Source organism: Candidatus Enterococcus huntleyi, assembly GCF_009933175.1.
GTDB classification, from domain to species: Bacteria; Bacillota; Bacilli; order Lactobacillales; family Enterococcaceae; genus Enterococcus_K; species Enterococcus_K huntleyi.
Map to the genome: position 1 here is coordinate 36,411 of NZ_MAEJ01000014.1, position 22,593 is coordinate 59,003.

General features: G+C 37.5%; 19 protein-coding genes and 2 other annotated features. Of the genes, 16 read left to right on the top strand and 3 right to left on the bottom strand.

The genetic code is table 11. The features are described 5' to 3' along the window. Nucleotides 1–340: 340 nt before the first annotated feature. On the top strand, nt 341–2,710 hold the full coding sequence (locus BAU15_RS09325) for an ATP-dependent DNA helicase (protein ID WP_161842483.1): 2,370 nt from the start codon (nt 341–343) through the stop codon (nt 2,708–2,710). A gap of 117 nt (nt 2,711–2,827) precedes the next feature. Here BAU15_RS09325 and BAU15_RS09330 read toward each other — a convergent pair whose 3' ends face one another. Continuing rightward, entirely contained in the window at nt 2,828–3,319 is a 492-nt protein-coding gene (locus BAU15_RS09330) for a YajQ family cyclic di-GMP-binding protein (RefSeq protein ID WP_161842484.1), read from the bottom strand. A gap of 168 nt (nt 3,320–3,487) precedes the next feature. Between BAU15_RS09330 and BAU15_RS09335 the strand changes: the two genes are divergently transcribed. Beyond that, nucleotides 3,488–4,417, top strand: a complete 930-nt coding sequence (locus BAU15_RS09335; protein WP_161842485.1) for a YitT family protein — start codon at nt 3,488–3,490, stop codon at nt 4,415–4,417. Nucleotides 4,418–5,381: 964 nt separating this feature from the next. On the opposite strand, the gene BAU15_RS09340 is transcribed toward BAU15_RS09335, so the two are convergent. Next, nucleotides 5,382–6,215, bottom strand: a complete 834-nt coding sequence (locus BAU15_RS09340; protein ID WP_161842486.1) for a Cof-type HAD-IIB family hydrolase — start codon at nt 6,213–6,215, stop codon at nt 5,382–5,384. Nucleotides 6,216–6,604: 389 nt separating this feature from the next. Here BAU15_RS09340 and lysA point away from each other — a divergent pair, with 389 nt between their 5' ends. The 7 genes from lysA to BAU15_RS09375 all read left to right on the top strand — a co-directional run bounded on the left by lysA (nt 6,605) and on the right by BAU15_RS09375 (nt 12,498). After that, nucleotides 6,605–7,912: a diaminopimelate decarboxylase gene (gene lysA / locus BAU15_RS09345; RefSeq protein ID WP_161842487.1), complete on the top strand. Its 1,308-nt coding sequence runs from the start codon at nt 6,605–6,607 to the stop codon at nt 7,910–7,912. A gap of 261 nt (nt 7,913–8,173) precedes the next feature. Further along, nucleotides 8,174–8,515 (top strand): metal-sulfur cluster assembly factor, encoded by a 342-nt coding sequence (locus BAU15_RS09350; protein WP_161842488.1) that lies wholly within the window; start codon nt 8,174–8,176, stop codon nt 8,513–8,515. A gap of 362 nt (nt 8,516–8,877) precedes the next feature. Next, entirely contained in the window at nt 8,878–9,297 is a 420-nt protein-coding gene (locus tag BAU15_RS09355; RefSeq protein WP_161842489.1) for a hypothetical protein, read from the top strand. 151 nt (nt 9,298–9,448) lie between these two features. After that, nucleotides 9,449–10,027 (top strand): nucleotidyltransferase family protein, encoded by a 579-nt coding sequence (locus tag BAU15_RS09360; protein WP_161842490.1) that lies wholly within the window; start codon nt 9,449–9,451, stop codon nt 10,025–10,027. A 241-nt stretch (nt 10,028–10,268) separates the two neighbouring features. Beyond that, nucleotides 10,269–10,958 (top strand): hypothetical protein, encoded by a 690-nt coding sequence (locus tag BAU15_RS09365; RefSeq protein WP_161842491.1) that lies wholly within the window; start codon nt 10,269–10,271, stop codon nt 10,956–10,958. 6 nt (nt 10,959–10,964) lie between these two features. After that, nucleotides 10,965–11,909, top strand: a complete 945-nt coding sequence (locus BAU15_RS09370; RefSeq protein WP_161842501.1) for a sce7725 family protein — start codon at nt 10,965–10,967, stop codon at nt 11,907–11,909. Between the two features lie 76 nt (nt 11,910–11,985). Further along, nucleotides 11,986–12,498, top strand: a complete 513-nt coding sequence (locus BAU15_RS09375; RefSeq protein WP_202622728.1) for a GNAT family N-acetyltransferase — start codon at nt 11,986–11,988, stop codon at nt 12,496–12,498. Nucleotides 12,499–12,584: 86 nt separating this feature from the next. Here the strand turns inward: BAU15_RS09375 and BAU15_RS09380 are convergent, their stop codons facing one another. Beyond that, nucleotides 12,585–13,148: a guanylate kinase gene (locus tag BAU15_RS09380; RefSeq protein WP_161842492.1), complete on the bottom strand. Its 564-nt coding sequence runs from the start codon at nt 13,146–13,148 to the stop codon at nt 12,585–12,587. 494 nt (nt 13,149–13,642) lie between these two features. On the opposite strand from BAU15_RS09380, the gene BAU15_RS09385 reads away from it, so the two are divergent. The 7 genes from BAU15_RS09385 (at nt 13,643) to BAU15_RS09415 (ending at nt 22,280) form a co-directional block, all read left to right on the top strand. Continuing rightward, nucleotides 13,643–14,041, top strand: a complete 399-nt coding sequence (locus tag BAU15_RS09385; protein ID WP_161842493.1) for a hypothetical protein — start codon at nt 13,643–13,645, stop codon at nt 14,039–14,041. A 510-nt stretch (nt 14,042–14,551) separates the two neighbouring features. Next, nucleotides 14,552–16,738, top strand: a complete 2,187-nt coding sequence (locus BAU15_RS09390; protein WP_161842494.1) for a glucosaminidase domain-containing protein — start codon at nt 14,552–14,554, stop codon at nt 16,736–16,738. A gap of 265 nt (nt 16,739–17,003) precedes the next feature. Next, nucleotides 17,004–17,189, top strand: coding sequence for a hypothetical protein (locus BAU15_RS09395; RefSeq protein ID WP_161842495.1), 186 nt, complete (start codon nt 17,004–17,006; stop codon nt 17,187–17,189). A 665-nt stretch (nt 17,190–17,854) separates the two neighbouring features. Beyond that, nucleotides 17,855–18,080, top strand: a binding site (T-box leader). Nucleotides 18,081–18,125: 45 nt separating this feature from the next. Further along, nucleotides 18,126–18,366, top strand: a binding site (T-box leader). Nucleotides 18,367–18,437: 71 nt separating this feature from the next. Beyond that, on the top strand, nt 18,438–19,526 hold the full coding sequence (locus tag BAU15_RS09400; RefSeq protein ID WP_161842496.1) for a methionine ABC transporter ATP-binding protein: 1,089 nt from the start codon (nt 18,438–18,440) through the stop codon (nt 19,524–19,526). Beyond that, nucleotides 19,510–20,190 (top strand): methionine ABC transporter permease, encoded by a 681-nt coding sequence (locus BAU15_RS09405; RefSeq protein ID WP_161842497.1) that lies wholly within the window; start codon nt 19,510–19,512, stop codon nt 20,188–20,190. Before BAU15_RS09400 ends, BAU15_RS09405 begins: the two co-directional genes overlap by 17 nt. A 38-nt stretch (nt 20,191–20,228) precedes the next feature. Then, a complete protein-coding gene (locus BAU15_RS09410) occupies nt 20,229–21,068 on the top strand; it encodes a MetQ/NlpA family ABC transporter substrate-binding protein (protein ID WP_161842498.1) in 840 nt (279 codons plus the stop codon). Between the two features lie 12 nt (nt 21,069–21,080). Continuing rightward, on the top strand, nt 21,081–22,280 hold the full coding sequence (locus tag BAU15_RS09415) for an amidohydrolase (protein ID WP_161842499.1): 1,200 nt from the start codon (nt 21,081–21,083) through the stop codon (nt 22,278–22,280). Nucleotides 22,281–22,593 lie beyond the last annotated feature (313 nt).

The window sequence follows — 22,593 nt, forward strand, 5'->3', positions numbered from 1 at the left end:
AATAAATAGGCTGGAACAAAGAAAGCGGGGAATTTTCTGAATAATCAAATTCTATGAAAATATGGAGGGAATTCTAAACAGAAGACTATCAGGTTTTCATGAGTTTCTAAGAAAACTAGTCTATAGTGAACTTATCCAAAGAAATCCTAATTCTTTATCCTTTTTCCCTGTTTATCCGCAGGGAATTTTTTTTGTTCTATTAGCTACTACTTATATACCACAACAGGGAGCCGACTTTTTCAATGAGAAAAAGGACGCTTCCTTCTTTTAAATCTCTAGTAACTGTTCTATAATTAAACTTTAGTGAAGGCGAACGTTCGTTTGTTAGGAAGGAGGCCCCATGAAACAATCAAAAATTGCAGTCAGACAGTTAGTTGAATTCATTCTAAGAAAAGGCAGTATCGATTCTGGAAAAAACAACAGCAATCATACAGCCCTTGAAGGAGCCAGAATTCATCGTAAACTGCAAAAAGAAGCAGGTGAGGCCTACCAAAAAGAAGTCTTTTTAAAGACGGAAGTCATTTTTGATGATCTAACCTTAACAATTGAAGGTCGAGCAGATGGCATTTTTGAACAAGAGGGTCAGTGGTATATCGACGAAATAAAAACGTCAGAGCCGAGATTTGAAGATTTAGAGCCTGAACAAATCGACTTATTTTATTACCAAGCAATGGTTTATGGGCATATTTATATGAGTCAAAACGAATTGGATGAGCTAACCGTACAATTGACTTATTTTCAAACAATAGAAGAAAAAGTAACACGAACAACCAGACATTTTACGGCAGAAGACTTAAAAGAGTTTTTTGATCAATTAGTTTCCGAATATAAAGAATGGATGATTTTTCGGGAAAACTGGCGGACAGTCAGAAATGCTTCTTTGATGGCATTAAAATTCCCTTATGATCAATATCGGACAGGACAGCGAGAATTAGCGGTAGCGGCCTATAAGACGATTCGCACCAAACAGAAATTATTTGCTGAAGCGCCGACAGGTACAGGGAAGACAATCTCGACGCTTTTTCCTACGCTTAAAGCAATCGGCGAGGAGGAAGGGGAACGCGTCTTTTATCTAACTGCCAAAACAATTACAAGACAAGTAGCGGAAGATGCGCTAGTTGCACTCAGCGAGGTTGGCGCCGAGACTAAGAGTGTCACCCTGACTGCAAAAGACAAAATTTGTTTTTTGACTGAACGCAATTGCACTCCCGAACATTGTATTTATGCGAATGGCTACTACGACCGCCTAAATGAAGGGCTTTGGGATATCTTGAATCATGAAAACCAGATGAATCGCGAGATAATCGAAGCGTATGCCAAAAAACATACCTTGTGTCCATTTGAACTTTCGTTGGACATCAGTCTATGGTGTGACGTGATTATTGGGGACTATAATTATTTATTCGATCCGAAAGTCTACTTACGACGCTTCTTTGAGCAAGAAGAGAATGAAGAAAATATTTTTCTGATTGATGAAGCCCATAACTTAGTTAATCGTTCTCGTGAAATGTACTCTGCGACGATTACTAAAAATCACTGTCAAGAAGTGATGCGAGAACTGGGAAAAGAACACAAAAAAATTCAGCGTGCATTAAAAAAAGTCTCTAAAGAGTTTTTGGCGATTGAGAAAATTGCTGAAGAGGATAATTGGACCTACCATCATCAAAAGCAACCCGCTGAGAGTTTGATTAATCAACTCTATAAGCTGAGCGAAAAGATGAAAGAGTGGCTCGCTGAATTCCCTGAAGATAGTGCTCAGCCTAAAGTCTTGTCTTTTTACTTTGATGTGTTAGGTTTTCTTAAAATGAGCGAATATTATGACGACCATTACGAAACAACGATTGAAAGAAAACAAGGCGATTTATACGTACGCCAATTTTGTATTGATCCCTCAGACTTTTTAGAGTCTTCATTAAATAAAGGAAAGGCCAGTCTATTGTTTTCAGCAAGTTTTTCACCACTGCCTTATTATCAAAGGGTATTAGGCGGAAAAGAAAGCTTAGCGTATCGCTTGCCGAGTCCCTTTCCAGAGGAAAACCAACAAATTGTGGTTGCCAATTATATCGAAACCACTTATCAAAAAAGGCAGTCAAGTGAAGCAGCGGTGATTGCTGCAATTGGTGATTTGGTTCAAGCGAAGACAGGTAATTATTTTGCTTTTTTCCCTTCATATCAGTACCTAGATACAATTGCAGAAGGCTTTAGACAGGCTTATCCAGATGTTCAACTAGTTATTCAAGATACTAATATGAATGAACAAGAACGAGAAGCATTTCTGAATAAATTCAAAATGAATCCTGAAAAAACACTTATCGGGTTTTGTGTATTAGGCGGGATATTCTCTGAAGGAATTGATTTAAAAGGGACTCGTTTGATTGGTTCAGCCATTGTTGGAGTCGGTTTGCCACAAATGAACCATGAACAAGAATTGATTAAAGAATATTATGACGAGACCGAAAGTAATGGTTTTTCCTATGCTTACCAGCTACCAGGCATGAATAAAGTTCTTCAAGCAGCCGGACGTGTCATACGTGATGCGACTGATGTTGGGGTAGTGCTGTTACTCGATCGACGATTCAAAACACCTCGTTACCAAGAACTATTTCCACCTCATTGGAGACAATACGAAACGGCTTTTACTGCGGATCAATTGAAAAAAACGATCGATAGCTTTTGGCAAAAACAAGACAGTCAAAGGATAAATCAATAACTTATGACTGAATGCAGGAACTCCTCGATATTTGTTGCTAGCAATGCTCTTTTTGAGAGGGAACTGTAAATAAACAAAAAACACAAGTACTGAGTGAAAAGCTCAGCACTTGTGTTTTTATCTGTAGTTTGTAAACTGCAATTCGATAGGTAAATCTAACTTTCTTAGTGTTTGGATAACTTCTTGTAAATCATCTCTGTTTTTTCCAGTTACACGAATTTGATCATCTTGTATTTGAGTTTTTACTTTAAGTTTTGCATCTTTGATTTTGTTATTTATTTTTTTTGCGTTATCTTTGTCAATTCCTGATACTAGGTCAGCGGTTTGACGTGCTTTGCCACCTAAAGATTTTACGGTTTCTGAGAAGTGGATATTCTTGATGGGAACCCCACGTTTCATGAGCTTGCTAAACAAAATATCTTTAATTTGTTCCAGCTTAAAATCATCATCGCCGACAACCGTTATCTTGTTGCCATCTAAGGTGATTTCAACAGTTGAACCTTTAAAATCAAACCGATTTGTTAATTCTTTTAGAGTAATCTGTATTGCATTTTTTACTTCTTCGACGTTTACTTCGGAAACGACATCAAAACTTGCATCTTTTGCCATAAATAATTCCTCCAATTCATTCAATTTCATTAGATTAAGCATACCATGAAAGGCTTTAGACCACCAGTTGATTTTCAAAGTTAAGATTCTTCTCATTTAAGGCATTCCTATTCCAATTTATGAGGGAATTTGTTATTCTGACAATGGATTATTTGAGGAGTGTGGCGAGTGAGTAAATTAATTGGAACCTATCAAAAAAATGAAATCATTAAGAAAATATGTGTTATTTTACTAACCGGAATTACAGCAGCCATCGGGTTGAACTATTTTTTAATCCCAGCTCATGTATTTTCGGCTGGAATGAATGGCGTCGCACAGATTATCGCCTCTTTACTAAAGACCTATTTGAATCTGCAATTTGACACAGGAATTTTCATTCTGTTACTCAACATACCTGTTTTTATTTTGGGATATCTGAAGTTAGGCAAATCTTCGACACTCTTAAGTTTTGTGAATGTGCTATGCATTTCAGTAATGACTGTCATTGTACCCATCGGTCAAGTAACGGACAACATCTTAATGAATGCTATTGTTGGAGGTGTCTTCGTTGGATTTGGTGCAGGCTTATCTTTAAAATACGGCTTCACAACTGGCGGAATGGATATTATTTCAGTGATTTTATCACAAGTTACAGGGAAAACCGTCGGGAAGTATATGTTCCTATTGAACGGATTAATCGTGATGTTAGCAGGCTTCTTATTTAATTGGGAAAGTGCCTTATTTACAATCATCTCGATTTATTGCATGACACAAGTGGTTGATATGATTCACACGAGCCATCAAAAAGTAACGGCAATGATTGTCACCGTCAAACCAGAAGAGGTAGCTAATGCTATTTCGAAAAAATTGGTTCGAGGAATGACCTTGCTACCATCAATCGGTGGCTACGCAAAAATTGAAGGAAAAATGATTATGATGGTTGTGACACGTTATGAACTTTATGATTTGGAGCAGATAGTTATCGAAATCGATGAGTATGCCTTTATTAATATTTTACCGACACATTCCGTCATCGGCAGATTTGCAAATGAAGCTGAACAAAAAACATATCGCACAACAGGTCAGTTTCCTGAGTTGAAATTTAATAAAAGAAAATAAATATAAAAAAGAAATTCTCCTGAATAGAAGAATTTCTTTTTTTTTGTAACTTTACCGTACCTATCAGCTTTGATGAATCATATTTTTCATTTTTTGTTTGATTTACTTTTAATAATGGAATGAATTGCGTGGTAGAAAACACGAATGTTGAATTTCACTAACTTTTTGTTCTTGACTTATAGTCTTCATTCATTAGAATGAGGGGTATAGTAATAAATCCAAATAAAAAAAGGCACCTCATTCAACGATTCACGGTCATTGAATGAAGTTTGAATAATCAGCTCTAACTGATCATCAATTTTGCCCTAGCCAATGCAAGCATTGACCTCCTATATTGTACCTAAGAAAAGGGAAGATTTCTACTCTTTTCTCAGGATAGGTAAAATATAGGAGAAAAGACGCTTCTTTTTGCTATGACAAGTATCGATCAGACATACGCTGAACGATGCTTTTTTGCTGTTCAATAGGTGTTTTCTAGCGGGAATACCTGTTGAACGATGAGTGTACGTAATAAGATCGATTCAGTAAATTGCAATGGTAAGTGGACGCATTCATTCTCCTTCCAAGCTGTTGGATGGGTCTACTTATCAGGCTTGATGGATTTATTGCTATTTTTCATTGATTAGAAGTTGTTTTCAATTAGACGGGAGATGATGAGACGAAGTTTACCTTCACCAAGTCAATTTTTCTAGATCCGTCAAAAATGAGTTCCAAGTTATTTATCACAGGTAGATTTTTCGAACAAACGCAGTGAATTTTGTAAGAAGCAAGACAAAAATAAAAATGGACACACCGATCAAACAAGTTTAGTACAGTTAAAAGACAAGAGGCATGAGAGATACGAATGGACAGGAAACCATTCGTTAGTATTTTTAAGGCTTGCTTGTCTTTTTCGTTATGTTTGACTACCTGGCTAGGTATTCATCTAGACAATTACACCAATATCCAGTGAGTAGTTAAATTCTTATAAATATTTTTCCAAAGCGACAGCTATGCCATCGTCATCGTTTGACAAAGTGACTGCATCAGCTAATTCTTTAATCTCTTCAACTGCATTTCCCATAGCCACACCGATTCCAGCATATTCGATGATTGAACGGTCATTTTGTCCATCGCCAAAAGCAATCACTTCTGCAGCGGTGATAGAAAGCTTTTTGGCAACTTCACTCAAAGCTTTGGCTTTATCGATGCCTTTCATTGTAAATTCAAAATAAAAGGGTGCAGAGAAAGCTGCTGTTGCTGTATCTAGAAAAGGTTCTTCAATCGCTTGATAATTTTTCTGAAGGTAATCTGCTTCACCAGCAATTAAAATCTTATAGAGTGGAAAGTCGAGAAATGTTGCCAAATCACTGATTTCACATAACTTAAATTGACCGCCTCTAGATTCATATTCGATGATATTGAAAGGTCCCTCAGGTAAAGTAATCTTGTTCTGATAGACGTCATTCACGTACATATAGGTGTCATCGTTAATCATTGGAATCAATTCAAACTGTTTCAGATGTTCCAATATCGCTTTCGCTAAATCGTCAGGAATTGGCTGACTGAAGATGGGTTGGTTTGTCAGGCAATCCAGCGCCATAGCGCCATTGTAGGAAACGAGATAGCCTTCATACGTATCCATTTGTAATTCTTTGGCTAAGTTGAACATCCCTGAAGTTGGGCGCCCGGAAGCAAGAATGACCGTCACACCCTTTTTCTGAGCGTTGATTAGCGCATCTTTGGTGGATTGAGCAATCTTTTTTTCTGATGTTAGTAGGGTGCCGTCAATATCTAATACAATTGCTTTGATTGTCATAAATAAACTCCTGTCCTATTTTTAGTGGCTAAAGGTTCCTATTCATTACTTCTCTTACATAAATTATCCTATCATCAGTTTGTGTGTTAATAAAGTTGTTTTTACTATTTAAATTCAAAATTTAACAGCGTGGGGGTGGAAATTAGTGTGTCAATTGAGCTATTCAAAACTAGATACGCTATTCTAAGTTGATTATTTTTTATTTGCCGCAAATTTTTTTAAACTTTTTAAAATTAAGAAGATCCGCGCAATCAGATGAACATAAGAAACCTGATTATTTCATCGTACTTCCATCTATCTCAAGCGCACACGCTAATAATGAGTAAAATCTAGTCAAATTTTCATTAATATGCTATTATTGCTAAATAATTACAGCGAGGAGTGAAGGTATGTTATTTGGGACAGCAAAATGGAATCGGGAAGACCATTTAGAAATAGGTGGGGTTGATACGGTTGAGTTAGCAAAAAAATATGGAACGCCTTTATTTGTCTATGATGTTCAACACATAAGAGAGATGGCTCGAGGCTTTAAACAAACATTTAAGGAAGAGGGTATTAAGAATAAAGTCGTCTACGCGAGTAAAGCGTTTAGCTGTTTAGCCGTCTACAAACTATTGCAAGAAGAATCATTAAGCTGTGATGTTGTTTCAGGTGGTGAATTGTATACTGCGATTAAAGGCGGGATGGATCCTAAAGAGATTGCTTTTCATGGAAACAACAAAACAAAGAGTGAATTGCAGATGGCTATCGATGAAGGTGTCGGAACGATTATTGTCGATAATTTTTATGAAATCCAACTGTTGAGTGAAATTTTACATGCTGAGAAAAAAACGCAGGAAATCCTTTTTCGCGTAACACCAGGAATTAGCGCGGAAACGCATGATTACATTTTGACTGGGCAGGTTGATTCTAAATTTGGCTTTGATGTTGCTAGTGGCCAAGCGGAAGTAGCGTTACAACAACTTTTAGCAGACGATGTCTTTATTGTAAAAGGAGTTCATTGTCATATTGGCTCGCAGATTTTTTCACCGGAAGGCTTCATCGCGGCTACAGATATTATTTTTGATTTATTGAATACGTGGAAGACAGCGTTTAATTATACAGTATCGGTCTTCAACATCGGGGGTGGATTCGGTATCCAGTACACCGACTCAGATACACCTGTTTCGCCTGCCGAATTTGTTAAAACAATCATTCATCAAGTCAAAGAGAATTGTCAGAAAAGAGACTATCCACTTCCTGAGATTTGGATCGAGCCCGGCCGCAGTATTGTTGCTGAAGCGGGTATGACGCTGTATAGTGTTGGCTCTCAAAAGGAAGTTCCTGGTGTCCGCAAGTTTGTTTCTGTCGATGGCGGTATGGGCGACAATATTCGTCCGGCCTTATATGATGCTACCTATGATGCATTGGTGGCTAATCGTCAAATTGATGCAGCAGAAACAACCGAATTAATCAGCATTGTTGGGAAATATTGCGAATCAGGCGATGTTTTGATACGAGAAATTGATTTCCCAAAGGTGACAGATGCAGATATTATTGCGCTGACGAGTACTGGGGCGTATGGCTACTCGATGGCCAGCAACTATAATCGAAATCCGAAGCCAGCAGTCGTTTTTGTTGAAAATGGCCAGGAAAAATTAGTCGTTCGCAGAGAAACCTTTGACGATTTGATTCATTTGGATTGTCCAGTTGACTAAGGGATGACTGATAAGAATAATTATAAAGTAAAATTTAACGATTAGAGTGGAACAAGCCTAACTTTGAGGAAGGATTCTTATTCTTTCTGTCAGAGGCTTGTTCTTTTTTGCTCATTTGAATCAATTGTTGGTTTTGAAAAACAAGTCTTTATGGGTGACTGCTCACTTTTCTCAACGAGAATCAAACGGAGGATATTCTCATTTACAAATAGGGGAAAAAAGAGTATTATAAGTAAGAATCTTGGTAAGGAGTGTGAAAATATGAGCGAAGCAAATCAAGAGTGGAGTCCAGCCGAAATTGAAGCGATTAAAGAACGTATTTTAATGGCATTAGAAACAGTTATTGACCCTGAATTAGGGATTGACATAGTGAATCTTGGCTTAATTTATGAAATTGAGTTCGAACAAACTGGTGAAACGGTCGTGAAAATGACCTTGACGACAATGGGTTGTCCACTAGCAGATATATTGACAGAATCTATTCACGATGCATTGAAAGAAGTCCCAGAAGTCACAAAAGCGGAAGTTAAGTTGGTTTGGTATCCAGCATGGACAACTGACAAAATGAGCCGTTATGCACGAATTGCCTTGGGAATTCGTTAAGAATTTTTAGGGGATTGTCACATATACAAATGACTGAAACTCTTTTATCAACTTTTAGAATAAGTTGGTAAAGGAGTTTTTTTCATACAGAGGATAAATGTCCCATGGCGCAAAAGCAAAGAGACTGTTCTAAGACTTATTGTTGATTTATAATAATTAAGAATAATTCCGCAACTGCGTAATTGAATATGGTCCAAATATCCGACACTTTATCTTAAAAGTTGATAAAGAATTGTGTGAGCAGATGTATATTCAAAAAAAGTGACGTATACTTTATAGAGAAATTAAATGATTCGTCAGAATTTATTTTTTAATCTATCCGAGCACTTAAGTGTGCTACAACAAGTTAGGAGTGCGTGAAGTTGAACATAAATAATAAAGATCTTTCCTTAAAAAAATTAGCAGTGAGGATCATTTTTGGTCTCTCATTGGCGCTATTCGTATTGTCAATTATGGTTATCATTGGTTCATTCTTGTATGGGTTGTGGGCGCCAGTTTTTGTCTTCAGTTTTACTCTGCTCTTTGGTTTTACAGGGATCCTTTACTCGCATCAAGCCTATCTATTCGTTGTTAAGGAGAATCAAAGTAAGCCACGAGTTGCAATTGCAAATGGTATGGCACTTGTGACTTTTCTCTATATGACAGGTCTGACTACTTATCTGTACTTTTTTGAAGATGAACCGGGTATGCTCAAATTAATCGTTATTGCTGTCATTGCAACAATTGGTGCGATTATTAATTTGTTTGTCGCTAAATCTCGAACACCACAAATTGAACAGTAATAGGATAATTTAAAAAAACTTGGCGTAATCTTGGCCTTCATTTGGCTTATAAATCAGTTAGTCGTTTATTGAATTAGATAAGCTGGCCATAACCAAAAACGATAAACAATCACGATGAGTGAATGATTGAGATTTGGAGAGGAATCTAGAAATGAAGTTGGTTACAAATGAAGAGGAAATCAAGCAGCTTGTGCTGGCGAATCCTCATTTCAAACAAATATTGGGGATTATCGAAGAGTTGCAGTTAGCCGATTGCTGGTTATGTGCGGGGACGATTCGCAATTTTATTTGGAATTATTTGTCAGGGAAAGAGGAGTTGGATCAATCGAATGACGTAGATGTCATTTTCTTTGATCCCATGATTAGTTATGAAGAAACGAGTCAACTCGAGCGTGAGTTGAAGAAAGCTCATCCTCAATTTAATTGGGAATTAAAAAATGAAGTTTACATGCATATGCATAATCCCGATACTGCACCATACAAAAGTACCTATGATGCGCTAGCAAAATTTCCGGAAACTTGCACAGCTATTGCGATTCGATTGAAGGATGGGCAAGTGGAGCTGATTGCACCACATGGCGTGGCGGACTTGCTTCAGTTTATCGTGGCGGCGACGCCTCATTTTAAAACTAGCACGACACGCAAGAAAATCTATCAAGAACGTGTTCAGCAAAAAAACTGGCAAGCTAGATGGTCACAAATTCAACTGATGGACATGGCTGAAGAGTAAGCTGGGGTACACACTTAGTTCTATATACAAAGACGAATGAAAGCAGGCTTAGGGAAAGGCGTAAGATTCGCTCATCACTAAGCTTTTTTTGTTATCGGAGAGCGCATAGTATGAGTAGTGATTAAGGGAATAAGTGGAACGATAATTAGAATTATTAATCAGAAACAAGCGAATCCTGTATTTTTTTGTCAGAGTGTGATACAGTAAAAACGAAAGTATGTTCGTATGCGAGGTGAAGGCGATGAAAACTAAGCTGACTAGTGAGATGGAGATTTCTTTGTATGAATATTGTCTAGAATTAGGAGCAGTTGTGGTTGAAGAAGTGACTATGCCAGACGACAGAGGGATTGTGGACACACTGAGCTGTTTCATGAAACCAGATGGAACAAGGGAATGGCGATGCTATGAGCTGAAAGTTTCTAAAGCTGATTTTCGTTCAAAAGCAAAATTATCCTTTGTGGGACATTATAATTATTATGTCTTACCGAAAGAGTTATATGAGCAGGTTAAGTTAGAGATTCCTAGCGAGATTGGCGTCCTAGTGTATCAACCTTTTGTCGCTGAAGAAGCAATTGATGCACCAGGGACGTTTATTGTGGCCAAAAAGCCCCAGAGAAAAGAGTTGGAAGTAGCTGAAGAATCACTGACCAATCGGTTTATGGCCTCTTTATTTAGAGAAGTCAGGAAGGCGAAACGGATGGAGAAGGGGACTCGATATTTTTCCACCGAAGAAATTTATGAAGAATTAAAAGTACGGACGACCTATCTAGATGTGACTGGCGAGGCTTCGGTGTATGAAACATTTTTAGCTGAGATTGAAAATCAAACAATTGTCGAGTTGACTGAAGAATTATCTGCCTTGCAAAAAGAGTATGAACTTTTGAGAAACCAACATACAGTTCGCCGGCGCGCGACTGAACCTTTGGAGTGAGCGATGATGTATTACCCTTATATACGTGGCAAACAATTTGATTTATTGGCATTAAATGAAGCCTTAAACCGAAATGTACTGTCAGAAAAAATACAACCAATTATTGAACCGGTCAAAGATTCAGCAACAATCAAGAAGACGATCCGTTTATTTCAAGAAAAGAATCATCCGCTGTATGTTATTCAAAATCCCCAAGTCGGTCAGTATAAGCGGTTTGAAAAGCCTGTTCATACCTGGGATTTCATACAAGACAATGCCGTCAAGCCAGCACGTATTGTTACCGCCGAGAATGCCTATGAATCTCTCGGATTGGCGATGCCGTGCTATGTGTTTGATAGTGATCAGCCGTTACGACAACCAAGTATGCTCCAGAAATTTGCTGAACTAGATGGGGTAAAGTTGATTCCTGATCAGAGTCGCTTCCGCATTTGGTTTCCAGAAAATAAAATCATTTTACATGACGCCTTCCATTTGCCAAGTAGTAGTGATTATTGGGTTAAGTCGGATGATTTTTACTCGGATCATCATCTATATTACAAAGAAGATGGCTATGCTGGATTTGCTGATTTTACAATTGATGACCAGATTTATTCCGATAAAGGGTTCCCGAGTAAAGCTATTACGATACATCTAACCTATTTTGATGCGTACGGAAATATTCGGGTAAAGCATTTTTTCTCTGAGAGTAATGATGGCTGGGGTAATCAAGCAGACAAGTTTTTTGAAGCTCTGGACAAATTAGTACTTTGGACTAGACGAAATGCGGACCAATTACTGATTACTGAAGGTTTGCAAGAACTATTATACTATCAAACAATGAGAAAATTCCCTGGCTTAGGAAGCATTAAAAAGTGGAGCTTGTTGCATCACTTAGAATTAGTAAGTGCGTATTTAGAAGAGGGTCGAAAATGGAAAAAGCGGTCAAAAAACCAATTTTCTCTCGCTGAATAATAACTAAATTCTATATTTCAATAGGAGTATTTGGTATACTTTTCTAAAATTAGTCTAAGAGGTGTTTATGATGGAAATCACATTGAGACGAGCAGAAAAAGCAGATTGTCCAGAAATAATGAAAATAATTCAGCAAGCAAAGGCATTTTTAGCGCATCAAGGGTCACCGCAATGGCAAAACGGCTACGGACCAACAGAAGAGGCGATTCTAAAAGATATCGAGAAAGGTGAGAGCTACGTCTTGGTAGTCGATAACCAGATTGTCGGCACAGCTGCGTTAGTTTCAGGAATCGATCCAGTCTATACGGCGATTACTGAAGGAAACTGGCAGACCACAGATACTGCCTATTTGTCCATCCATCGAGTGGCAATTGATGGCACAATCCGTGGTAGAGGATTAGCCAAAGAGTTATTGACAGGTTTGATCCAGGAAGCCAGCGCTATGGGCATCCACGATATCAGGATTGACACCTATCCAAAAAATGAACCAATGGAAAAAGCAATCTTTGCGAGTGGTTTTACGTATCAAGGAGAAGTAGAATTTCCGATTCCTCACGGGGAGAGAAAAGCCTATCAATACCTTGTATAAAAAAATAGTGTCCGTTACTCAATGGAAGGGAAAAGCGCAATTGTAGACATTTTCCCATATGGAGTAACGGGCACTTCATTTTTTTATTAAATTTTTGATTGTTTAGGGAGTTGATTTAGGAAGTCATTCTTTAATTCTTCGACAGGCTTCTCAGCATCTAAGAAGATGGCTTCAGGAATCGATTTGATGGCTTCTTTTTCTTTCAAATCATTTTCAAAGAGAAGGACGCGCTTATCGATCTCTGTTCGAGACTCTTCACGTAAATGTAGCCGTTCAATTATGGTTTCTTTTGAGACTGTTAAAAATACAGGAATCACAGAAGAACCATATTTTTTTCGTAAGTTCCAGAAACCAGTGGGAGTTAATGCATCATAGCAATCAGCTTCGGCTAACTTTTCTTCTAAGGTTTCTTTTGCAACCCCATAATAGGACGTGCCATAACAATCATATTCGGCAAATTTTTGATCAGCGATCATCTGGGTGAAGCAATCATTTGTAACAAAATAATAATCAACACCTTCCTGTTCGCCCGGACGAATAGGTCGTGTCGTATAAGATATAATTTTCTGGTCCTTTGCAAATAGCGCATTGGCCAAGGTTGTTTTTCCGGAGCCACTAGGGCCGATGAATAGGTAGCAATGATGTTGCATCGAAATCTCTCCTTAAATAAGTCTAAAATAAGCTGGACTGTTTGTTATTCAGTATAACGTATCTTCTTAAGTAGAACCAACCGAAAAAAGTGTGTGTGATGTGGCGATGAAGGTTTCTTTCAGTTGAGGTGATTTGTTAGCGGTTTCGTCTGAAGGGAAATGCTCTCACAAGTAGTCGAGGCAAGTCTTGAGGCCTCTTTATAGTTCTTTACAATAAAAGCCCGTTATTTCTATTTGTTTATTAAAAAAAATACTTTCAATTAAATTGAAAAAAAGATTTACAAAGTCAGTGTTTATCAGCTACTATTAAGATATCTAAAGTTGTTTTAAGTGATGATTGGGGATGATTAGCACTTGAAATTTTTAGAAAAATGAGCGAGCTTCTTGGCATTGTAATCGATTGTCAGCTTATAGGGGTATAAGCTTTCAAGTATTTGATGGAAATCCGATCCATTGCCAGGCGTAGAGGTCGTTACTATGGGGAGCGTGACTACATGTATTTATGGGAATTAGAAGTAGAAGGTTATTTTTTTAAGAAGAGAGCACGTGAGGTATCATCTGAACGAGAAATTTTTTTAGTCGAAAAGTTCACGAACATTGCCAAAAGAATCAAGCGACTCATGTCGGCAATTACACCAAGCAATTGCGTTGATAGTTTGAAGACGATCATCAAAGAAGAAGGAAAATTAAATCTGTGTTTATTTTATCTCACAGAAGAAGCCTTTGATAACGATCATAGTCAGTTGAATGAGCTGGAGCAGCGGATTGAAAAAGATTATATGGATTATTTGGCTTTTATTGATTCAAAAACACAATTTGAATGTGATCAGTTTCTATTATTAAATACAATTCTTGCTGAAAAAAATAACGACAAAGAAGCACAACTCGTCTAAAATTACTGATGAATTTTTGTAGTTGGTTAACAGAATTTTGAGTAATCTATGTCTGTTGATGAAAAATATAATAACTTGGCACGGTACAATAAATTAATCAGTCCTATCCGAATAAAGAATTAATAAACAGTAAGGAACTAGAAGGTCGCTTTCACTTAAAGCAATTTTCTAGTTTTTTTCAGAATAAATAGTTCGCTCTGCGTATTCTATTTTGAAAGGCAGATAAGATTGGGCTGACTCAGTTGAGAAGTCAAAATCGATACTAAAAATAAGTGACTAATGGTTCCGCAAATAAGAGTATTGGGTGGAGCGAAAGAGCGCTAAATTGGTGCTATAAGGTACTAAAATTACTCGGATTAGGTGTTCTAATCATTAATATGAGTAATAAATCTAGTTTTTAATTATTATGAAAGAAAAATTGTAGATTTTGACAAAAAACTATTTCCGATAGGATAAATTGTGTTATTATATATAAAGGAGAAGTATCTTTAAAAAGGAGGAATTATCTAAATGAGTAAGCGAAATAGCCTAAAATTTAAACAATCCATTGCTGTCTTTAGTGTAGCAGCAATCATTTTTACTCAATCGGCACCAGCTTTTGCCAATGTTGAGAATATAACTGATAATATAAACGCGACAAGCGTAGAACAAATTGAATCACCAGAAGCTGAGCCAGTAACTGAGGTTCAAGCTGAAGTACCAGCAAACGTTGAAGTGCCAGCGGATCCTGAAGTGGTTGCAGTAGATCCAGTTGAACCGGTAGAACCAACAGAACCGGTTGTGCCAGAAACGCCAGAAGTACCAGAAACACCAGCAGTATCAGAAGCGCCAGAGGTACCAGCGGAGGATCCTTCAACAGAACCTGAAGCGCCCGTCGAAAATTCAAGTGAGCCTGAGCAATCAACAGAGACGACTGAATCGTCAACGACTGATTCATCTTCTTCAACAGACTCTAGCACAGAATCAAGCACAACTACAGACTCAACTAGTTCGTCAGATACAAGCTCGACTGAATCAAGCACAACAGATTCAAGTTCTAGTTCAACTAACTCTAGTTCAACAGAATCAAGCTCGGTCGGATCAAGTTCAACGGGGAATACAACAACACCTAGTTCTTCTGCAACAACGACACCTAGTAGTAGTAAAGAGACACCTGCGAATCCATCAGGAACAGCAACTGGCTCAGACACAAATTCTATATTAGATCGTTCGTTACAGGTTGATAGCTTAACTGATTCTGATTTAAATGGTTATGAATTACCTCTATTGAGCTCATTAGATAATACAAAAATGGCTGCAGTTATTGCTGAGTCATTAAAACAGCTGAATAAACCTTATGAAAAAGATGCGCAAGGACCAGACTCATTTGACAATGTTTTATTCACTGACTACATCTATAGTGAATTATTTACAACTTCAATCGGTAAAACATTTGAAGAACAAGTTGAATTTGGGACTAAAATTGCTGCAGCTACAGCGAAACCAGGCGATTTATTATTCTGGGAATCTGATGGCGAAATCACTAAAGTCGGCATCTATCTTGGTGAGCAAAAAGTGATTTTTGTGGGAACTGAAGCTGCTAAAGAAGAAGATAACAAAGTAAAAATCGCGACAGTTGTCATCACTGATGAAGAAACTAAAGGCGAAGCATTGCCTGCTTATGCAGTGGATGTACTCAAAAATTTAAGTCTAAATACTTATGGTGAAAAAGTAGTTAAAACATATGCAGCAACCTTGAATTTTGCTAAAAATCCAACGACTGAGAACTTTGTCGAAGTGATTGGCGAAGATGCTAGAAAATTGGGTCTTGAATATGATGTCTTTGCTTCTGTCATGATTGCGCAAGCGATTTTAGAGAGTGGTTCAGGCAGTAGTGGATTAGCTAGTGCACCTCATTACAATTTATTTGGAATTAAAGGTTCATTTAATGGGAAATCTGCTGTCTATACGACAAATGAAGATGATGGAAATGGAAACTTATACGAGATTAAATCTGCGTTCAGAAGTTATTCTAGTTACCGTGATTCACTCTCAGACTATGTCAAATTACTTCGTGGCGGTATTTCTGGAAATAGCCAATTCTATAAAGGCGTATGGCGCTCAGAGGCTAAAAATTACTTGCAAGCGACAGAAGCTTTGACTGGGAAGTATGCGACAGATACACAGTATAGCAATAAACTAAACTCAATTATTGCTGCTTATAACCTAACTCGTTTTGATGAACCGGATGAATCGACTAAGACTGGTACGCAGACAAGTATGATTATTCAAGCACGTGATCAAATTCCAACTGCTTACAGAGAAAAAATGATTTATGCTGATTTTGATGGGGTAAATTACAATACTTCTGGCTCTTATCCAGTCGGACAATGTACTTGGTATGTTTACAATCGTTTTGCACAATTACGTAAAACCGTTGATGAATATATGGGTAACGGAGGAGAATGGGGCGCTAAAGGTGCTGCATTAGGTTATGAAGTGACAAGTGAACCAACAGTTGGTTACGCGATTAGCTTCCACCCAGGTGTTGCTGGCTCAAGTGCTATTTATGGCCACGTAGCATTTGTTGAAGCTATTGGACCAGATGGCATCCTGATTTCTGAAGGAAATGTCGTAAGTCCGGATGTTGTTTCTTACCGAGTAATTCCAATGTCTCTTGCTAAATCAGATTCAGTAGATTACATCGCACCAAAATAAATCAATTTATTTCATTGAAAAGTAAAGTCTGCCGATCAGTGGCAGACTTTTTTATTAGAACCAAAATAAACGAATGAGTAATTTAGTGGATTAGACGATGTGAATGACAGGTTGGTTGTCTCTGACTATTACACAAGTTATCTACTGAGCTGAAGCTCAATCAAATAAAAGGTTAAATAAATTGAATGAATGAAAAAAAGTTCGAATTGAGGTTGTCTCAGGCAACAACAATTGCTATTATTAAAACTGTAAAGGAAGGTGCCTAATGAATAAACGGTTAAAAAAGAAACAAGCGTATAAAAAATATATTCGAGACATTTTTATCGGTTATGAAACAATGCTAGAAAATCCATCATTGGATGAATTGAAATTCCAATATTTACATGAAGAAACGATTCTTAAAAGAGATGAAAAACGACAAATTCGTTTTATTACCCGTGATAAAGACTAATTTAGCCAGTCTTTTATTTCCATATCAGGGTGTATAACTATCACAAGTGCTAGGAAGCTTTTCTTAATAAGCTTCCTAGCACTTTTCATCTATCCAAAATCGGTGCTATGCCATTTTACTTTGCTTTTTATTTCACAAAATACGCAACTAGCCACAACTATATAGAAAGAGGTTAGTTTTCTCTTCATTAAATCATAAGATTGAAGAATATAAATGCTAGAAACCTTGTGAAATTGGGATTCTATGATGAATATTTATCAAAGTCATCTGAGTTAAATTCATATTTTTCTGAAAATTAGAGTCTTTTGCGTTTTTTTCAACTTGTGGCTAGTTGCGGTGTTTTTACGTATTTTAATAGAAACAAAAATAGTAAGAATCCACTGGCTAGTGGCTTTTCCCTTTAAAAAACCCTTTTTTACCCCGGTTTTTACAACAAATGATACGCAACTAGCCACAACTATTTAAAAAGTAGACTTTTTTATGCTCTTTTATTCTGTTTTAAATAACGAATTAAAAGTTATCAGATTTCCCAGCTATTGAAGTGAACCGACAAATACATATAGTCCATCATTCATAGTTTAAATTTCCAATTTTTTTCAAGTTATGCAAAAAAATGTTTGACAAGCATCGGCATTTCATGTAAATTATAAAACAATAAGAAATATAACATTCCGATGAGAAGGAAAGTACATTTTATTAATTTTAAAGAGAGACTCTGGTTGGTGAGAAGAGTTATTGAGATAAGATGGAAAATGGCCTTTGAGGGTAATTGTCGATAAGTAGGCAAGTTTCGGGTAGCTCTCCGTTATCAAGAGCACCAATGAGTTAGTTGGGTTTAAGGAAAGCCATGGCTTTCGAAAAAAGGTGGTACCGCGAGCAATCGTCCTTTTATCAGTTCAGTCTGATAGAAGGGCTTTTTTTATTCAAATTTTTATATAATATACGTAGATACGGAAAAGTACTTAGCGTAAAGATTTCAAAGAGAGCCCTGTTTGCTGCAAATGGGTACTTCTTTCGCTAAGGAAAATGGCCGTTGAGTATTCATCCCGAGCAAGCTGATTGTGAGGCGGTGACGAGTGCATTCGTTAACATGCTAGAGTATGAAGTACTTGAAGAGGGATATTTCTGTGAGGGAGTATCTAAATAGAGGTGGTAACACGCGAAAAGCGTCCTCAAGCTGATGAAGAATCATCGGCTTGAGGACGCTTTTTGTTTTTATAGAAAGAATAACAAACGGGAGTGAAGAACATGATCGAATTAACAAATATTGATATTGTCTTTCAGCAGAAAAAAGAAAAAATAGACGCAGTAAAAAATGTTTCATTAACGATTGATAAGAAAGATGTCTATGGCATTGTTGGTTATTCTGGAGCTGGAAAAAGTTCGTTAGTTCGAGTGATTAATTATTTGCAAAAGCCAACCAATGGAACGGTCGTCATCAACGGAGTGGATCTAGGTCAATTGACGGCAAAAGAATTAAGGCGAGAACGAAAGAAAATTGGCATGATTTTCCAACATTTTAATTTAATGAATGCAAGAACAATTTTTGATAATGTCGATTTCTCATTAAAATATTCAGGGAAATCAAAGAAGGAACGAACTGAGAAAGTCAATCAGCTGTTAGAGCTAGTCGGTTTAAGTGACAAAAAAGCAGCCTATCCTAGCCAATTATCTGGTGGGCAAAAACAGCGAGTGGCAATTGCTAGAGCGTTAGCCAATGATCCAGAAATATTATTATGTGATGAAGCAACCAGTGCATTAGATCCAAAAACGACGATTCAGATTTTAAATTTATTACGAAAATTAAATCAAGAATTAGACTTGACCATCGTCTTAATTACGCATGAGATGCAAGTCGTAAAAGAGATTTGTAATAAAGTGGCTGTTATGGAGAGTGGGCAAATTATTGAAAAAGGCGCCAGTATCTCAATCTTCAGTAATCCTCAGGAAGAATTAACAAAGGATTTTATCCGAACTGCCACACATGTTGACCAGACGTTGGAAACCATTTTAAGTCATCCGACTTTGGCGGAATTAGATTCAAATGAGCTGTTGGTGGAATTTTCTTATGTCGGTGAGCAGACAAGTGAGCCACTGATTTCAAAATTATATAGCCAGTATCAAGTGACGACCAATATTCTATACGGCAATGTAGAAATTATTCAAAATACCCCGATTGGTAGTTTAATTGTTATTTTAAAGGGAGAAGCACATCAGCGTAAAAAAGCGCTAGACTACTTGCATAGTCAACAGGTCAAGACCAATATTATTAAGCGTAATGAGCCGACTGAAATTATTCACCTAGTAGGAGGGAAAAATAATGGATCAATTTATTAAAACGTATTTACCAAATGTCAGTGAGATACCGGATGAATTTATAAAAGCGACCGGGGAAACGTTATATATGTCAGCCTGGACGGCTTTGATAGCGGGCGTGCTAGGGATCTTATTGGGTGTCCTGTTGGTTGCGATTGGGCCACGTGGAATTCTTCAAAATCTCGTGATTTATAACGTATTAGATAAATTAATCAACACGATACGTTCGATTCCGTTCATTATTATGATTCCGCTATTTGTCGTATTTACCAGATTTTTAGTGGGCACGATTATTGGTGTGAATGCGGCCCTAGTACCGTTGGTGATTGGGATCATCCCGTTTTATGCGCGCCAAATTGAGAATGCGTTACTTGAGGTGGACCCTGGCGTGATTGAAGCGGCACAAGCGATGGGTACCAGTCCAATTGGCATTATTTTCCGAATTTATCTGGTGGAAGGTCTCTCTAGTATCATTCGAGTCTCAGCGGTGACGATTATTAACGTGATTGGATTGACAGCGATGGCGGGTGCTGTTGGTGCTGGAGGGCTTGGAAATCTGGCCATCACGAGAGGCTACAATCGATTTCAAACGGATGTCACCATTGTGGCGACACTGCTTATTCTATTGCTAGTATTTATTAGTCAATTTATCAGTAATCTACTTATTAAAAAGACAACGCACTAAAAATACCAACTGAGAAAATCGAAAAGGGGAAATGAAGGATGAAAAAAATAGGGAAAATTATTATTGGTGCATTAGCAGTGCTATTATTTACAGGATGTAGCAGTAATACTAAGGCAGAAAAACAAACAGAGGAAAACAAAGTTGTGAAATTAGGTGTGGTTGGTGCGGATACAGATATCTGGGACAGCGTAAAAGAACGTTTGGCAACTGAAGGAATTGATTTAGAATACGTTCAGTTTAGCGATTATAATCAACCGAATGCGGCCTTAGCTGATGGATCAATTGACTTAAACTCATTCCAACATCAATTTTTCTTAGATAATTATAATGAAGAACATGGAACGGATCTCATTTCAATCGGAAATACCGTTAATGCACCTTTAGGAATCTATTCAAATAAGTTGAAAGATGTTGCAGAATTGAAGGAAGGTGCCAATGTGGCGATACCTAATGATGTGACAAATGGTGGACGAGCATTGCGCTTATTACAAACGGCGGGAATTATTACCTTATCTGAGGATAGCGGACAAGCGCCAACTGTTTCAGATATTGTCGAAAATAAGAAAAATATCAAAATAAATGAACTCGATGCCTCTCAAACTGCCAGAAGTCTAGATGATGTAGCACTGGCAGTCATCAACAGTGGAGTAGCAGTTGATGCTGGATTCGTCCCTAAAAAGGATGCTATTTATTTAGAACCGGTGGATGATAACGCTCGACCATATGTCAATATTATCGTGGCGCGTAAAGAGGACCAAGAAAATAAAGTCTATCAGAAAATTGTTGCCACATATCAAACAGAAGAAACAGAAAAGGTGATTGAAGAAACATCTAAGGGATCGAATATCCCAGCCTGGACAGAATTTGGGACAAAATAGGAGGAATGAAGGATGACAACAGCAGTGAAGATAGATAACCAACGAGTGGAAGAGGAATTGGACGCGGTGAAAGAGGAAGTCATTATTTTACGTAGACACTTCCATCAGTACCCTGAAGCAAGCTTAAAGGAATATAAAACCATTGCGCGAATTAAAGAAGAGCTAGAAAAGATTGGTTTAGCATACGAATCTGTCGGTGAAACTGGCGCGATTGCGACACTAAAAAGTACAAAAGGTCCAGGGAAAACACTCATCCTTCGAGCAGATATAGATGCTTTAGAATTGGATGACGAGACGAACAAAGAATATGCATCGAAAAATGCTGGATTAAACCATGCTTGCGGACATGATGGGCATGCAGCAGCGTTATTGGGAGCAGCCAAAGTCTTAAGTTGTTTGTCAGATACGTTCACGGGGACAATTAAATTTGCCTTTCAGCAAGCTGAGGAGATTGGTGCTGGAGCTAAGCAATTTGTTCAAGGCGGCTTTCTAGAAGGTGTCGATCAGGTATTTGGAATTCATTTGGATTCGAGTGTTGAAGTTGGTAAATTAGTAGCGACAGGTGGGGCCACTAATGTTTCTTGTGATATTTTCAAAATTGAGATTGAGGGATTGAGTAGTCATGTTGCTCAACCGCAATCTGGTCGAGATGCTCTGGTTGCAGCAGCTGCGGTAGTAACAGAACTACAAACGATAGTTTCGAGAGAAATTAATCCGCTGGATCCGGTTGTTGTAGGAATAGGCGTGCTACAAGCTGGAACTCGTTACAATATAGTAGCAAATCAAGCAGTTATAGAAGGGACTGTCAGAAGTTTTAGCTTTGAAACAAGGGAATACGTACTGAATCGAGTAGAAGAAATCGCCAATACGATTGCACAATCCCATAGAACGAAAGTTTCGAAATTTGAGAGATATGATGCAGCCGCTCCTCTGATTAACGAAGAACAAGCAACACAACTTGCACAACAAGTGGCGGCAGAAATCGTCGGCATAGATAATGTAATTACAAATAATCCTAAAAGTTTAGGCGCAGATGACTTTGCAGATTTTTTGGCGGAAGCACCCGGCATCTATGGTCGTGTTGGAACAAGAAATCCTGAAAATAAAGAGACGCAGTATGGTCATCATCATGAAAAATTTGATATTGATGAACGTGGCCTTGCTTTGGCGACAGCTTACCATGTAAGATACGCACTTGCTTATCTAGATTAAGTTATCGCTATGTAATAAATAGCTATAGTTAAAAAAAGAGTCAGTATGTATTCAGTTAATCTGATGAAAACCAGGTAGTTATCTTTAAATACTTACCTGGTTTTGTAGTACATACTCCCTTGTTTATTCAGTGGATTTTTCATAAATAAAAATAAATCACATATTTATGAAAATTGTTCTTGACGGCAACAGTATAACCTGTTATTCTAATTGAGTTGCTGAAACAGGCAAACAACTTTCTGAAAAAGAAGTTGAAAAAACTTTTATAAAAAAGATGTTGACATTCACTTGTTTAACTGATAAGATATAAAAG